Origin of the sequence: Paenibacillus sp. 102 (genome assembly GCF_039549175.1) — a bacterium.
Classification (GTDB): domain Bacteria; phylum Bacillota; class Bacilli; order Bacillales; family Bacillaceae_G; genus Bacillus_A.
Genome location: NZ_JBCGHT010000023.1, coordinates 17993 through 32258 on the forward strand (window position 1 = coordinate 17993; position 14266 = coordinate 32258).

Genomic DNA, 14266 nt, shown 5'->3' on the forward strand with positions numbered 1-14266 from the left:
AAAGAAAGTTCAGGTATGTTACTTAAGTTATCCATGTCAGGACTAAAAAGTAAGCTGAAAGATTATATCCTCTTACTTGTTGGTCTTATTATGTCGATTTCAATTTTTTACATGTTTCAAACGCTAGCAATGAATGAAGCATTTCTTGAATCTAATTCTACTATTAAGTCTATTGGATTTGTCTTTCAAGCCGGCTCGTTCTTATTAGCAATCATCACGCTCTTCTATATTTTATATACAAACTCTTTCTTACTATCACTTCGTCAAAAAGAGTTCGGTATGTATATGATGTTAGGAGCAAAAAAACACAAGATTACATTACTTATGTTTATGGAAACAATCATTATTGGCGTAGCATCTCTTGTTATTGGGATTGCAATTGGTGTAGGGTTCGCACGAGGGATTGTCCAGTTATTAATGAAACAACTTGAGTTTACTGGAGATGGCTATCAAGCATTTTATACTCCATCAATGACTGTTACATGTATTTTTTTCTTTGGACTATTTGTGTTATCAGCAATTATGAATAGTATTAAGTTATTACGTATTTCAGTACTACAACTTGTACATGCAGATGCGCAAACAGAATGTGTTACGGTTAAAGGAAAATTGACGGGAGTAGTTGCATTTCTTTCAATTATTTTACTAGGTATTGGTTATACTTCCATGTTTTATATGGAAAAGTTAAAAGAAATGGGAATTATTATTGCGCTAATTACGATAACAGCAGGCACTTACATGTTATTTGGATCGGTCCTCCCACTTATTATTAAAAAGCTAAAGAGTAATAAAAAACGCAATGAAAAAGGACTTAACGCCTTTACATTTGCACAATTAAACTTCCGTATTAATAGTTTAACAAAAGTATTAGCGACAGTAGCGATGCTAGTGGCGCTTGGAGCTGGTGCAATTTCAGGCGGTATGGCCTTTAAAAATAACGTTAAGATTATTGTAGACGGGTTTAATATTTATGATGTAGCCATTCACAATCCAACAGCTGAAGAAAAGAAAATATTAGATGGTATTGCATTTAAAGGGAAACATGAATACCGCTACAAAACAGATGAAAAGTTTGTTTATTATTTAAAAGAAGATTTAGAAAATAATCTTCCATTAATACCAAATGGTGTAGGTAAAGAAAATTTTGGTAAATTTAAGGAAATTTCTGAAGAATTTCCTGTAGGTACTATTTTGAGAGATATGAAAGAAAAAGATGCGAATGGAAAAGTACTTTCAAAGAAATGGAATGATGCTTTTAAAATGATTCAACCAATATATATATATATATCCTAATAAAGCGATTAAAATTGTTGATCAAAGGATGTACGATGGTATAAAGGCTAAAGAAGGTATTGCATTCCTTGGAAAAACAGATGATTTTGTAGCGTACACAAAGGAATGGAAAAAACTTGACGAGTTGCAACTAGATAAATACAAAAATATCAACAAAGAGACACTTGAGACTAAATATGCTTCTTATGAAACGCTATATGGCTCTGCCATCGGAACTACATTCATGGGCTTCTTCCTAGGAATCGCTTTCTTAACAATGATGGCAAGTTGCTTAATGTTTAAAACCCTTTCCGGTGCATCAAAAGATATTACGCGTTATGGAATGCTTCGTAAAATCGGTGTTCGCCGCGAATTATTAGCAAAATCCATTTATAAAGAGTTATTCTTAGTATTCTTATTCCCAGCAATTGTGGGTATCGCTCACGTATTAGTTGGTATGAATATGTTCGGAGTTTTCTTGGTTGATCCATATTTCTGTATTTGGGTTCCAATTGTTATTTTCATAGTCATTTATACGATTTACTACTTTATTACAGTTCATTTGTATAAAGGAGTTGTTCTTCCGAAAGAAGAATAAGAAAAATGACACCTGTCCCTGTAATAGCGGAAAGAAATATGAATTTTGTTACATGAATGATGAAATCCAATTAGATATATAAAAAGAGATACCCCCATTTTTTCAGTTTGGGGGTATCTCTTTTTCGTTAACTAGATGGGATTCAAAAAAACAAACCAGTGTACCCCGATGAAATATCGAAACACAGCTGGTAGTGTTGATTTAAAATAAAGATTGATAATTTGTAAAAAAGTTTGATAAAAAGATCTATTTTGCAGAGTATCTCTTTCTTCAACAATCGGGTTATTTAATTGAATAAGACTACACAAAAAGTCGCTTTCCCTCACGTAAGGAAAGCGACTTTTTAGATTGATCTTTCCCTTGTTATCAAGCTTTTTACTTTAAGTGCCTTTGACTAATTTTGAAAATGTTGTTGACTATTCAGTTGAACTGTATTACGTTATTATTAAGTTTAACTATATAGTCGAACTGAATAGAGGGTGAGGATATGAAACATAAATTATTACCGTTGTCTGAAACCATGCATTATATTTTATTAGCTATGCGTGAGCCACTCCATGGCTATGCCGTAATGCAGAAGATAGAAAAGATAAGTAACGGTACTGTTATTTTAGCAGCTGGTACATTATACGGTGCGATTGAAAACTTGAATAAGCATGGTTGGATTAAACCTGTTGGAGAGTCAGGTCGGAGAAAAGTTTATATGATAACTGCAGAAGGAAGCGCCATTTTGAAAATGGAACAAAACAGGTTATTGCATATTTTATCCCTGTACGAAGGAAGTGAATCGAATGAAGAAATTTAGTAAGATGTTTTTTGATATTGAAAAAGAGGAGCAATGGCTGAACGAGCAATTACAAAAAGGCTATCGTTGTACAAATATTAGTGGATTAGGAATATACACTTTCGAAAAAACTGACAAGAGATATATTATACGACTTGATTATCAAGATTATTTACCTAAGAAAAAGTTGGTTGAATACAAAGGGATATATGAGGATTTCGGTTGGAACTATATAAAGGGGCCCTGGCTTAGTGGAATACGGTATTGGCAAAAAGAAGATGATGATCAAAATGAAATCTTCTCGGATCGCCAATCAAAGGATAATCATTATAAAAAATTAATGGATTATTCATTTTGGTTGGTTATGCTGTGTTTAGCTTATTCTTATATGTTTTACAAGGATTCGGGATTATATCATGAAGGTCTTTGGAGTATGAAAGGTTCATTATTTTGGAAGGCATTTTTATTTGAAACTCCATTTGTCCTTTTGAAGTTGTCTTCCACACTTCTGTTTGTTTTTTTTGGTATCAATTTCTATAAAACTTATCGAAAGTATTCAATGTTAAAAGAAAAATAAACGTTTTTTAAATTTTCCAGAATCGGGTGCTTTTCCGAAGTAACGATAAAAGCCCAATTTCTCAGCATTAAAACTGAGAAATTGGACTTTTTTATATTTACATGTAGGTGTACCGCCAGCATTTCGGAAAAAAACCACGCTAAGAATTTTCGATCCATTTTAACGCTGATTTAAATTGTGTTGTATTAAACAGCCTTAGCGTTCTTAAAATCACTTATTTTCATGTTGAAATCTGCTTAACGTGGTTTTTTCCGTTTTGCGGTCTGTACCCCTAATTGTCCTTATCTTATTTAAAAATCCACTACAAACAAACTCCATGAATGCCAATGGTATATATATAAACCACAACTTCAAAATAGCCTTTGTTTCCTCTTTATTATTTGACACTCTCACATGCCCCCTTGGTGATATCAAATTTCCTATTCTTTAATCTAACCCTTCACATTATCTAGGAATCTCTTTTTTTATTAATTAATATATAATATTACAAATATATTAAAACATCCATAAATTTATTCATGAGAATATATATATATATATATTAGAATGATAACTTTATACTTTGATAATTTCAACAAAAGGAGGAAATAAATTGTTTAAAAAGTTTTTTGCAGTAATATTAACTTTATTTTTAGCAATATTATCTTTTAATGCAATTACATTCGCAGATGAAACTGGTGTAAAAGAGCCTTTAGATAAATGGTTCTATGCTTACAATGAAGCTTCTTTTACGTCTAAAAAATCAAATAATGGAGATCAATTTGCTCCACAAAAATCACTTCTTGTAAAAGAAAAACGTGCAGATGGCTGGTGGAAAGTAGTTACTTATGAAGGTGATAAGTGGATTAACTTTACTGGAGAAAATAAAAACATAGATAAGCCATATATTACTTTTAGTGAGCCTAAAGTTTCTTCTCAAAAAGGAAACAATGGTGAACCCATTTCTCCACAAACTGTCACTGTAATAGACGGACAAGAAGATGGATGGTTAAAAATTAAAACAAATGAAGGTGACAAATGGATTTATCCAAATACAGAAGCAATTAAAGTAGATACAAGTTTCTATGCTTACAATGAAGCTTCTTTTACGTCTAAAAAATCAAATAATGGAGATCAATTTGCTCCACAAAAATCACTTCTTGTAAGAGAAAAACGTGCAAATGGTTGGTGGAAAGTAATTACTTATGAAGGTGATAAGTGGATTACGTTAGATGGAGAATCGAGGTATTTTGATAAACCGTTTCATGTATATTCTGAACCATCATTAACTTCGCAAAAAGGGAATAATGGACAGCCCTATAACCCCACAACTATTAAAGTAGTTGACGGAAATATAGATGGTTGGTTAAAGGTTCTAACAAATGAAGGTGACAAATGGATGTACCCAGGTATAATTGAGACGATTGCAATTAATAAAAATTTCTATACATACAATAAACCTTCATTTAAAGCCGATAAAGGGAATAACGGAAATCAATTCGGTCCACAAAAATCACTTCTTGTAAGAGAAAAACGTGAAGATGGTTGGTGGAAAGTAATTACATATGAAGGTCCTAAATGGGCTGCATTATGGGATCGTATGTTTACCGAAAAAAGAACCTATAAAGGTTCTTTTTTTATTAAACTTAATTAGATTTTACAATTACGGATGATACTTCATCATTCCAAGTTCTAGCTCCATCCCCCATACTAACATCCGTCAAATTAATGTACTTACCGTTATTTACAATCGCAAGTGCACGTCCTTGCGCGTTACTATGTTCATAGATTGTTGTATAGTCCCCATAAGGGTGAGTAAGTATAGAAGACACGACATCATTATTGGAACCACCAAAATTAGCCACAACAACTGGGTTTCGACTTGCGTTTACAGTGAATCTTGCACCTTTCAAATCATTATCATAATAAAATGTTGAATAGATTTGTGCTAAGGGTTGAATATTATAATTTTTAGGAACAGGATGTGTCTTTAAATAATTTTCAAAGTCAGTTTTATTATCAAATCCTATAGTTGTTTGTTGCCCATTAAGTCCCTCTGTTAGCACTTGATAAGACTTTTCCGGAGACTCCGCGTGTGCCTGAGGGCTTAATACACCAAATAACATTGTTCCTGCTAGTAAACCTGTAGAAAGTACACTTATTCTACGTTTCAAATTTCTCACTCCTTTTTAAATTTAGTTGCAAATTTATCTTACACCCAATTTGATATTTTTTGTATATTTGTAAAATTTTATCAACATATAGACTTTATTGGAATAACAAGATTCAAATCTGTTAATTTAAATTGTAGAATTAGTGGACAAAGGGTGCTCCCCCATGCCCATCACGTTAATATTTTGGAGTATCCCCAAAATGAAAATTTTATTACTTCATAATAGTCTATGTATATCCTATTCCGTTTTTTTTCATTTTAGGACCATTCCAAAAAACAGATAGAATTCAAAGAACATATTGAATTCTATCTGTTTTTTATTTTTTTACATAAGAAACATTGAGGTCACTTATACTCTTTCCAGTCGGAGGGTTTACTTAAAACATCATCATAACAGAAATAAAACTTTTTATTTTAGTCAATATACAAGTAATTTTGATGAGCTTTCCTCTAACAAACTAGAATTATAATTAGGTGCTAGTACAATGTTTGTACATGTTCCTGTACCTGAGAGGTATTTGTACCTATGTTTTAACCCTGATGGAATAAATACAGATGCGGGGCTCTCAATTATTTGCGATTCTCCTTCAATTTCAACTTCACATATGAGACCAGTGCCATCTATTCTATTCCCCCAGAAAATAAAAGTACTATCACAATGATGAGCGTGAGTATCTACATGTCCTTCTAAAGTCTCATCCATATGTGTGTCGTAAAATACACGTTGTATTACATAAAATGAAGCACGTTCATCAGTTCTATAGTCGGGGTTTGTGTAGTAATGGAACAGAAACGGCAATAACACTTCAAACCCCTTATATATTTTATTTTTCTTCTTCTATTTTTATCAATGGACGTAAAGCTCCGTTTTCAACTTCTTCTGGTAAATGAAATGAATACCTTCCCACAATATTTATATGTTCATGTCCTACCGGCGAGAGCCTTTGTATGTCTTCTTTATCAATTTCTATATTATTTTCTTGTATGGCATCAAGAGCGGCTGCCATATATGGAGTATTCCATACGACAATTGCATTGACAACGAGACCTAATGCTCCCAACTGATCTTCTTGCCCTTCACGATAACTTTGATATAAAGTTCCCTTCTTTCCATACATCAATGCTCTTGGCAAACTATGACGAGATTCCCCCCGGTTTAATTGTGTTAAGATTTTTCGTCGATATGTTGGATCTGTAATAAAAAGAAGATTATGTTGAGTTTTAAAGATTCTACCGAATTCACCAATTGCTCTACCTAACGTCGTCGGTTTTCCACCGCGTTGTAAAGCTTGAATCAACTGTGTTGGATTCACTGTTCCAAGTTGAAGAGAACCCGCAATCCTCATAAAATCATCCCAATAACGAACAATTAAATCTGTACGAATTTTATGTCTTGAAATAGCGTTTAAATCGCCGTAGTCAGCAGTGCCATCTATTCTCCAAAACCCTGATGAACCGATATCTGCTATCCTTGGACTAAACTGATACCCTAAAAGAGCGAATAGACCAAATATAATGTCACTATATCCAGCGGTATCTGTCATAATTTCCTTTGGTTGCACTTCAGTAGATTGTTCTAAAACAAGCTCTAATAGTCGTAATGAATCTCTGATTGTACCAGGAATAACAATACCATGTAAGCCAGTAAATTGATCACTTGTATAATTATAATAGGTTACGCCACGTCCCACTCCAAAATACTTTGGATTTGATCCTGAATGTGCCGCTTTGTCATGCGTAACAAACCGAAGACGGGGTACAGCCGAGATACGTGTAAAAATAGGTCATATACTCACTTTTATTTCCAATCATTCTTCATGCTTGTCTCTCCTCTGTATAAAATAGCTACCTACACTTTTAGTTTAGGGAAAAACAAACAATAAAAAAAACAGGATTGGCTGCAATTTTATATATACGAATAGCTACTTTGCGGTCTACAGCAAGAACCCTGTGATTAAGCGAATAAAAAAGAATTCAAATTAACTCCAAACAACACCTCGCCTCTCGTATTCCATTCTATATTCAACGGCAGCTGCAATTTTGGGGCTTGCGAACCTTTCCGTGATCCAAAGTCCCAAATCAAGTCCTGAAGTGACTCCTCTTGCAGTGATAATATTCCCTTGATCAACAATTCTGTAACGAAGAAGCTCTGCCCCGTATCCAATAATTTCATTCTGCGCCAAATAGTGCATTGTCGCCTTTCGGCCATTCAATATACCGGAGGCAGCTAATAGCATACCTCCTGTACAAACTCCAGCAACGATCGTTCCTTCGTTGTGCATCTCTCTAATCATTTCGGTCAGGGTTCCAAGTTCTGCTTGCTTTCGTGCCCCATGTTCAGCTTTATGATTCCAGCCACCACCAGGTACAATTAACAGATCTGGACGATTATCCATTCGTAAAAAATCATTTAGTTTAACCGTAACTCCAAACGAAGTAGTAATTTCTTGTTTTGGTTCACTTGATATTAGTTCAACCGTAAATGGAGCCCCTTCTTCTATCGCTCTTTTGAGTACCTCAAAAGGTGCGAAAGAGACAAGCTCTCCGAAGCCGTCAAACAATACAATTTGTATTTTCATTTTTATTACACCTCATTTGCTTTCTTTTGTGAATCGTAGACATATAAAACGATTCGGCGATTATGTAATTGATTTACAAAAAACCCCTCATCCAATAGAAGAAGCAATACCTCTATAGGTATAATATGTAATAGGTGGAAATAAAAGTAATCCTATGACCTATTTTTACACGTATCTCGGCTGTACCCCTTTTTGATATGGTGAGGCCATTTAGAAAACTTTGCAACAGAACCAAGTTATTGCTAAAGACGGTTTGAATTGGAATTTTACTACATTTTTTCTTTTTAGTCTTGTATAATAAAAATAACGATATTCATATATTTTTATATTAAACAATCGAGTAGGGGGAATAAATGATATGTTAGATAAATTAAAAAATCATTTTAAAGATGTAAATTTAGTATGTTCACAATGTGGTAAAACAATTGAACATGGTGAACGATTTGCAGCTTCTTTAATATTACCCGAAGACAAAAAAATGCCTGTTGGACAACTAGATAAAGTATTAGCTAAGATAGCAAACGAAATTTTATGTAGTAAATGTAGATAATATTGAAACGGAAGCGAATCTTCACTATTCCCTTGCCAAAATTATCAAATTTAATGGGTTTACAAAATGGTTATTCTTCGGAGGAGATGGAATTATTGCAGAAAATCATCGGGAAAGACAACGGAAAATTATAAAATACAATCATCTAATTGCAAATTGTGTCATTTTTTATAACGTTTTTCAACTTACTTCGTATCCTGCATGAATACATCCAAGAAGGAAATGAATTAGACGAAGAAGTACTATCTGATTTAAGCCCATACCTTACCTTTCATATAAATCGATTCGGGAAATATAGATTGGAAGATAATCGTCAACCACCTGATATCCAATTTGATATGGACATTTCACCTAATGAATTAAAAGCTGCAAATTAAACAAAAATAGCCACAGTCTATTTATAAATAGATTGTGGCTATTTTAAGTGGCCCCAAAAAGAAGGAATCGTTGCCGTGCCCCAAATAAGAGCATTATTTAGTACAATAGTGACTGGAGAATAAATTTAAAATTACAAGAATCCCTGCAGAATAGGGGAGCAGGGATTCAGAGGTAAGGAAGGCTATTTTGTATGTGTCGAAACGTGTCGTTTTCAACAAGTTAATAATACCACCAATTTTCAAAAGCTCATCATGTTAAATGTGTCTGAATTGTATATAAACTATGTATAAATTTAAACAAAAGTGTTATTTGAGAAGAAAATAATAGCAGAAATGCTAAGTATCTAACATTTCTGCTGGTAGTTTATCCATTTTTATTACGGGAGTTTTTCGACTGGCTACTAGAAGAAATAACTCCTCCAAATAAAGCTAAGCAAATTGCAGCCCAGGTTCCCATTGACATAAAAAAAACCTCCTATTTGAACAAAACCCTTATTTGAGAGAGAGGGAGAATGAGAGATGGAAAATACAAATGAAATACAAAAACTAGAAACGAAGCGCTTTTTACTAAAAAAACTAGATTTATATGATTTAGATAGTTTATTTAAAATCTATTCAGATCCTCAAACAACTACATATGTACCCAGAGAAGTCCACAAAACTAAAGATGAAACTCGTGTTTTATTAGAAAATATGATCGAAACAAATAAAGAGGATAAATCTTTCATATGGTCTATCCTTTCTAAGGAACATCAGAAAGTGATTGGCACTTGTGGTATTTGGAAACTACTACATAATAGTGCTTCTTTAGGGGCTGTTATTGGTTCGATGTACTGGGGGAAGGGAGTTATTGTTGAAGCTTTAGAAGAATTAATAAAATTTGGCTTTCAAGAATTAGATTTAAATCGTATTGAAGGAAGATGTGATGTAAGGAATACAGCTTCTGAACGAGTTATGCAAAAGTTAAAAATGACATACGAAGGGACCTTAAGACAAAGCATAATAATTGATGGTATGTATTGCAATTCAAAAGTATATTCTCTTTTAAAGCATGAATACGATAAGGTCTGATTTCTTTAGATAAAATAATTTAACAAAAACGTTATTTTGTACGGTTTTAAATCTATGAGAAAAGGACCAGCTACGAATAGCAGGTCCTCTCCAAGATGGCAAAGAGTAATTCTTACGGTACTCTTTGTTCATATAATACACGAATATTAATAATAATTCTAGGTTTTGTATATTGAGAAATAAAGTTTTAGTGATTCTAAGCAAAAGGAGGCTGAAAAATGGGTGTTTTAACAAACTTAAAAGAATATGCAGTCTACAAAGGTGAACCGCTAGTATGTATCGGGACCATACAGGAATGCGCTCAACATATGGGAGTACTTCCTGAAACTGTTCGTTATTACACAACGCCAGCTTATCAAAGGAAGTTAGCGAAGCGAAAGAGAGCAAGAAATTACTTAACTGTTACGAAACTTGAAGAAGATTAATATAAAAATTTCATTTTAAACAAAAGAGCAGCTAGCAAAAGCTAACTGCTCATTCCAAGGTATCTCCAAAAGGGGGACGGAGAAAGAAATTTAAATGAGTTTCGGCTAATAGCCTATCTACAGTATTGACGGAATATTCATTAAATAATCATAGTGGTAATTTATTATTTGTTTTAACTTAAGGCTGGTTCCAAAAAAGTGACATACCAACAAAATATAAAATTATTAAAAGGAAAATTGCTATGAAAATAACTAAAAAAATCTTTTTCATCAGTAGACCTCCTTTATGAAGAATATTAACATTTATCCAGAATTTGAACAAAATAATCCTTTGATAGAGAAATGATAAAGATACACAACGGTTAGTAGAAAAAAGTTATAAAGTATAATTAACAAAATTGAATCTTACAGAAAAGGGGAATAAAAAATGTTGAAGTTACAAGGTAAATACAACGAAGCAAAAGTGTTTACTAATAATGTTGAAGAAACTGCTGCAGGTCAAATCATTGATCTTTGCAACCAAGAATTTGTGAAAGATAGCAAGATTCGAATCATGCCAGATACACATGCAGGAGCAGGGTGCACCATCGGAACAACAATGACAATTCAAGATAAAATTGTACCTAATCTTGTAGGAGTAGATATCGGATGTGGTATGGAAGTTGTAGTGATTGATAAGAAAAAAAAAGAAATCAACTTCGATCAATTAGATGAAACGATTCGTAAATATGTTCCAAGTGGGTTCAGTATTCGTGACAAAGAACATAAATTTTCAAAAATGATTGATTTCGATGGTGTGAGAGCGCCATTTACATTGCAACGTGCTCAAAAAAGCATTGGGACCCTTGGTGGCGGAAACCATTTTATTGAGCTTAATGAGGATGATAAAGGTAATGTATATATTGTCATTCATAGCGGTTCCCGTAACTTAGGTAAACAAGTAGCAGAATATTATCAGAACTTCGCATACGAGCAACTTATAAACGTTAAATCCATCAAAGATGAAATTATTGAACACTTAACAAAAGAAGGTAGACAAAAGGAAATACACGAAGCCTTACGTGGAATTAAGAAGCCTAAAATCCGTAAAGAATTAGCTTATTTAGAAGGTCAAGAATTTAAAGATTACATGAATGATATGAATATTGCTCAAAAATATGCTGAATTAAATCGTAAAGCGATGATTGATGAAATTGTTATTAGAATGGATTGGGAAGTAACAGATCAGTTCACCACAATCCATAACTATATAGACATGGAAAATATGATTCTACGAAAAGGAGCTATTTCTGCTCAGAAAGATGAACGAGTTGTTATTCCAATCAATATGAGAGATGGTTCAATTATCGCGTTCGGTAAGGGTAATCCAGATTGGAACTTTTCCGGTCCGCATGGAGCAGGTCGCATTATGAGCCGTAAGAAAGCTAAAGAGACACTTAACATAGAAGACTTCAAAAATACAATGACTGATGTTTGGACTACATCTGTTGCAGAAAGTACTTTGGATGAAGCTCCGATGGTATATAAATCAATGGATGAGATTGTTGAGAATACAAAGGAAACGATTGATATTAAACACATTATCAAGCCAATTTACAACTTTAAAGCTAATTAAAAGGAGGAATAACAATGGGCTTAGGAAACGATTTTGGTGCAAAAAATTCAAAATATCTGGAAGTAATCTCCCAAACTTGGACATGCTGATACTAGTACTCTAAAAGAGGACGTGATCAGTATGAAAAAGAAAAATCTATTCAAGTGGAAACATTATTAACTTGATATTATTTTATTAACCGTAAGATTGTACCTGCGGTACAATCTCAGTTTTCGTGATTTAGTCGAAATGATGGAAGAACGCGGGCTATTTATTACTCATACAACCATCATGCGCTGGGTTCATCAATATGGTCCTAAATTAGATGAGCAATTAAGGTGTGTCATCTTAAGTCAACCAATGATTCTTGGCGAATCGATGAGACGTATGTGAAAGTCAAAGGTCAATGGATGTATCTATATCGTTCCGTTGATTCAAAAGGAAATACGATTGATTTTTATTTAAGTAAAACAAGAGATCAAAAGGCTGCAAAGCGTTTTTTCAAGAAAGCTTTGCGGTCTTTTCATATTTCAAAGCCCCGTGTTATCACAGTAGACAAGAACCCAGCCTATCCTATGGCAATTGAAGAGTTGAAGAAAGAGAAAAAGATGCCCGTAGGCATCCAAATAAGGCAGGTGAAATATCTTAATAACATTGTGGAACAAGACCACCGGTTTATTAAAAGACGAGTTCGTTCTATGCTAGGATTAAAGTCATTTAAAACAGCAATCTCTATATTGAGTGGTGTTGAAGCCATGCATATGATGAAAAAAGGGCAACTTCACCGACAGGTGAAGTCTATCCAAAATGAAGTTGAATTTGTACATAACTTGTTTGGAATTACATCATAATCTGGAATTGAACAGACTATGTAAGTTTTATGTCTCTATTAAATGATTTTTGCACCAGAACCTTTAATAGACCTTATTTGAAACTTTTATTGCTACAACGAACAAAACTTTCTCAATATTATTTTGCTTAATAACTATATTCATCTGCTTTCCAATCCATTACAATAATTTCACGTCGAAAATATGTGAATATTCTCAACGTTTAAATCATGTATATATTATGGGGTTACCATGGAAAAGGATGTGAAATGTCTAATAAAAAATAGTATTTTAGGATGAAATCAAAGATTTTAAAGAAGAAAAAGTAGTTTTATTATCCTCAGGTGGCCTTGATAGTATCTTACACTTAAAAAACTAGATCTTGAAGTACATGCATTCATAGCTGCTATGGGGCAAGGAAATGTATTTTTTAAATAAGTTAACCATTTATGGAGGGGAATATGAGCGAGCAAATTTATTACTGGTCTCCTATTAAGCATTGGGAGAAGTTGCATAATGAAATTTTGATAGGAGAAACGAGATTTACAGGCGTTCTATATGATTGGTTTCCTGAGTTTTACTTTTTAACTCAAAAAGGTGTGACGATTAGTGAGCTAGTAGAGCGCTTTTCGTTAGGAAATGAAGAAGAAACACAAAAAATAGTTGAACTTATGATAAAGAATCGGGTGTTAGTAAGTAACATATTAAATCCGAGAGAAGTATTTTCCACACAAGAAAAAATTTTTCCGAATCCATATAACGAGCAAATTCGCTTCTCTAAGGAGGATCTAGATAAGTATATCACTGAACAATTAAATCGAACCCACCCTGCTGTACGGTCAACCGGAATTAAACTTGAAACAAAAAATGGGCTTCCTACTATGATAAGGGAACGTAGATCTTGTCGCAAATTTGATATGGAAAAGTCTGTTTATTTTTCGAAATTTTCGGATTTATTATCCGCTCTAAAACAAATTAAAGAAGACAAAATATACTATCATTACGCAAGTGCGGGTGGGCTCTACCCAATTGACATCTTTGTCTATGTAAAACCAAAACGTGTAGAAGGTATGAAGGCCGGCTTTTATTATTATAGTCCATCAGAGAATAGTCTTTTGGTTGTAAATAACATTGACCAGGTAATCAAAAGTGATCATGAGATAATTAATCAGGAGTTATATAACCAGTCTGCCTTCTCGATTTATCTAGTCTATAATGCGAACGCTTCCATTCCGAAATACGGTTCAGATGGATATTTATTTGCTTGTATTGAGTCAGGCATCATCACCGCTACCTTAAATATGGTGGCTGAAACATTAAATTTAGGAGTTTGTTCCGTTGGTCATATGAAATTTGATGATATTCATCGCTTTTTAAGTTTGGATAACCATCAAGTATTTCTCCATGGGCTTGAAGTTGGCTTGAAAATTAGCGAATAGATGAAATTAATATTAGGG

11 protein-coding genes and 5 pseudogenes are annotated in these 14266 nt (G+C 33.4%); 12 read left to right on the forward strand and 4 right to left on the reverse strand.

Going from position 1 to position 14266, the window contains the following annotated elements; genetic code table 11:
- Nucleotides 1-15 precede the first annotated feature (15 nt).
- From AAIE21_RS26040 to AAIE21_RS26055, 5 genes and pseudogenes are all read left to right on the forward strand, one after another.
- A pseudogene (locus AAIE21_RS26040) lies at nucleotides 16-1870 on the forward strand (FtsX-like permease family protein).
- The gene (locus tag AAIE21_RS29695; protein WP_481858715.1) at nucleotides 1848-1952 is read left to right on the forward strand and encodes an SEC-C metal-binding domain-containing protein; all 105 of its coding nucleotides are present in this window, start codon (nucleotides 1848-1850) and stop codon (nucleotides 1950-1952) included. The pseudogene AAIE21_RS26040 and the gene AAIE21_RS29695 overlap by 23 nt, the downstream one beginning before the upstream one ends.
- A gap of 405 nt (nucleotides 1953-2357) precedes the next feature.
- Nucleotides 2358-2675 carry a PadR family transcriptional regulator gene (locus AAIE21_RS26045; RefSeq protein WP_343269376.1) on the forward strand — a complete coding sequence of 106 codons (318 nt, stop codon included), beginning with the start codon at nucleotides 2358-2360 and terminating at the stop codon, nucleotides 2673-2675.
- Nucleotides 2662-3231, forward strand: coding sequence for a DUF2812 domain-containing protein (locus AAIE21_RS26050; RefSeq protein ID WP_343269377.1), 570 nt, complete (start codon nucleotides 2662-2664; stop codon nucleotides 3229-3231). Before AAIE21_RS26045 ends, AAIE21_RS26050 begins: the two co-directional genes overlap by 14 nt.
- 592 nt (nucleotides 3232-3823) lie before the next feature.
- A complete protein-coding gene (locus AAIE21_RS26055) occupies nucleotides 3824-4864 on the forward strand; it encodes a hypothetical protein (RefSeq protein WP_343269378.1) in 1041 nt (346 codons plus the stop codon).
- On the opposite strand, the gene AAIE21_RS26060 is transcribed toward AAIE21_RS26055, so the two are convergent.
- The 4 genes and pseudogenes from AAIE21_RS26060 to AAIE21_RS26075 all read right to left on the reverse strand — a co-directional run bounded on the left by AAIE21_RS26060 (nucleotide 4857) and on the right by AAIE21_RS26075 (nucleotide 7962).
- Nucleotides 4857-5384: a hypothetical protein gene (locus AAIE21_RS26060; RefSeq protein WP_343269379.1), complete on the reverse strand. Its 528-nt coding sequence runs from the start codon at nucleotides 5382-5384 to the stop codon at nucleotides 4857-4859. The genes AAIE21_RS26055 and AAIE21_RS26060 overlap by 8 nt on opposite strands.
- Nucleotides 5385-5801: 417 nt before the next feature.
- Nucleotides 5802-6221: pseudogene (locus AAIE21_RS26065) on the reverse strand (2-isopropylmalate synthase); the annotation flags it as partial.
- Nucleotides 6208-7137, reverse strand: a pseudogene (locus AAIE21_RS26070) (Tn3 family transposase); the annotation flags it as partial. The pseudogenes AAIE21_RS26070 and AAIE21_RS26065, both read right to left, overlap by 14 nt.
- A gap of 225 nt (nucleotides 7138-7362) precedes the next feature.
- Complete coding sequence (locus tag AAIE21_RS26075) at nucleotides 7363-7962, reverse strand: DJ-1/PfpI family protein (RefSeq protein WP_199668931.1); 600 nt, start codon at nucleotides 7960-7962, stop codon at nucleotides 7363-7365.
- Nucleotides 7963-8320: 358 nt separating this feature from the next.
- Between AAIE21_RS26075 and AAIE21_RS26080 the strand changes: the two genes are divergently transcribed.
- From AAIE21_RS26080 to AAIE21_RS26115, 7 genes and pseudogenes are all read left to right on the forward strand, one after another.
- Complete coding sequence (locus tag AAIE21_RS26080) at nucleotides 8321-8512, forward strand: hypothetical protein (RefSeq protein WP_343269380.1); 192 nt, start codon at nucleotides 8321-8323, stop codon at nucleotides 8510-8512.
- A 31-nt stretch (nucleotides 8513-8543) separates the two neighbouring features.
- Nucleotides 8544-8889, forward strand: a pseudogene (locus AAIE21_RS29700) (Tn3 family transposase); the annotation flags it as partial.
- 519 nt (nucleotides 8890-9408) lie between these two features.
- Entirely contained in the window at nucleotides 9409-9960 is a 552-nt protein-coding gene (locus AAIE21_RS26095; protein WP_343269382.1) for a GNAT family N-acetyltransferase, read from the forward strand.
- 218 nt (nucleotides 9961-10178) lie between these two features.
- Nucleotides 10179-10385 (forward strand): hypothetical protein, encoded by a 207-nt coding sequence (locus tag AAIE21_RS26100; protein WP_343269383.1) that lies wholly within the window; start codon nucleotides 10179-10181, stop codon nucleotides 10383-10385.
- 427 nt (nucleotides 10386-10812) lie between these two features.
- Nucleotides 10813-12000, forward strand: a complete 1188-nt coding sequence (locus AAIE21_RS26105; RefSeq protein ID WP_343269384.1) for an RtcB family protein — start codon at nucleotides 10813-10815, stop codon at nucleotides 11998-12000.
- A 165-nt stretch (nucleotides 12001-12165) separates the two neighbouring features.
- A pseudogene (locus AAIE21_RS26110) lies at nucleotides 12166-12830 on the forward strand (IS6 family transposase).
- Nucleotides 12831-13270: 440 nt separating this feature from the next.
- Nucleotides 13271-14248, forward strand: a complete 978-nt coding sequence (locus tag AAIE21_RS26115) for a SagB/ThcOx family dehydrogenase (RefSeq protein ID WP_343269385.1) — start codon at nucleotides 13271-13273, stop codon at nucleotides 14246-14248.
- Nucleotides 14249-14266: the final 18 nt, after the last annotated feature.